This is a genomic window from Variovorax sp. YR266, assembly GCF_900107295.1.
Taxonomy (GTDB): Bacteria; Pseudomonadota; Gammaproteobacteria; order Burkholderiales; family Burkholderiaceae_C; genus Variovorax.
Map to the genome: position 1 here is coordinate 1 of NZ_FNPM01000046.1, position 1,375 is coordinate 1,375.

The 1,375-nt window shown below is 69.7% G+C and carries 1 protein-coding gene; it reads right to left on the reverse strand.

Annotation, left to right across the window (positions count from 1 at the left end):
• On the reverse strand, positions 1 to 1,375 hold a 1,375-nt coding region (locus tag BLW48_RS34850), incomplete at both ends, for a condensation domain-containing protein (protein ID WP_143047890.1).

Sequence of the window (1,375 nt, forward strand, 5' to 3'; positions counted from 1 at the left end):
TGATCATGCAGACCGGAGCTGCGTCCTCGAGCATGAAGGCCAGACGGTCCCTGGGGTAGTCCACGTCCAGGGGCAGGTAGGCAGCGCCGGCCTTGAGGATGGCCAGCAGGCTGACGACGAGCTCCAGGGATCGAGGCAGCGCAAGGGCGACGAAGCGCTCGGGTCCCACGCCGCGAGCGATGAGGTGGTGAGCGATCTGGTTGGCGCGTGCGTTGAGCTCGGCGTAGCTCAGGCGCTGGTCCTCGAAGACGAGGGCGATGGCCTCTGGGGTGCGGGCGGCCTGCTGCTCGAAGAGCGCGGGCAGGGTCGACTCGGCCACGGGGTGCGCGGTGTCGTTCCATCCGAGCAGGATCTGCTGGCGCTCCTCGGGCGCGAGGATCTCGATGCGTCCGATGGGCTGGGAGGGGTCGGCGACCACGGCCTGCAGCACCCGCTGCAGGCGCAGCACGAGCTGCTCCACGGTGGCCAGATCGAACAGGTCGGTGGCGAACTCCACCCGGGCGGCAATGCCCTGCGCCGAGCCGTCCTTGTCGCGCTGCTCCCACAGGGCGAAGGACAGGTCGAACTTGGCCGTGTGGTTGCGCACAGGCTCGCCCGTGGCCACCAGATCCGGCAGCGCGAAGCTGGCGCGGGCGTTGTTCTGCAGCACCAGGGCCACCTGGAACAGCGGATGGCGCATCATCGAGCGCGTGGGGTTGAGCACCTCCACCAGCCGCTCGAAGGGCAGGTCCTGGTGCGCATAGGCGCTCAGGTCGGTGTTGCGCACGCGCGCGAGCAACTCGCGGAAGCCGGGGTTGCCCGAGGTGTCGGTGCGCAGCACGAGCGTGTTGACGAAGAAGCCCACGAGATCGTCCAGGGCCTCGTCGGTGCGCCCGGCAATGGGACTGCCCAGTGCGATGTCGGTGCCCGCGCCCATGCGGGTGAACAGCGCCGCGAGTGCGGCCTGCAGCACCATGAACAGGCTGGCCTGCCCGTCCCTGGCGAGGGTGAGCAGACCCTGGTGCACCTCGGCGGGGACCGTGAACGCCATGCTCTGTCCGCGGTAGCTGGAGACGGCGGGGCGTGGCCTGTCGGTGGGCAGCTCCAGTTGCTCGGGCAGCCCGGCCAGGGTGTGCTGCCAGTAGGCCAGCTGGCGCGCTGAGGTGCTGTGTGCGTCAGTCTCGTCACCCAGCAGTTCGCGCTGCCAGAGGGTGTAGTCGGCGTACTGCACGGGCAGCGGCGCCCACGCGGGCACCGTACCCTGGCAGCGGGCGGTGTAGGCGATGGACAGATCCCGTGCAAGCGGTGCGATCGACCAGCCGTCGCTGGCGATGTGGTGGCACAGCAGCAGCAGGACATGCTGCTGGGGGTCGAGACGGAACAGCCACGCGCGCAG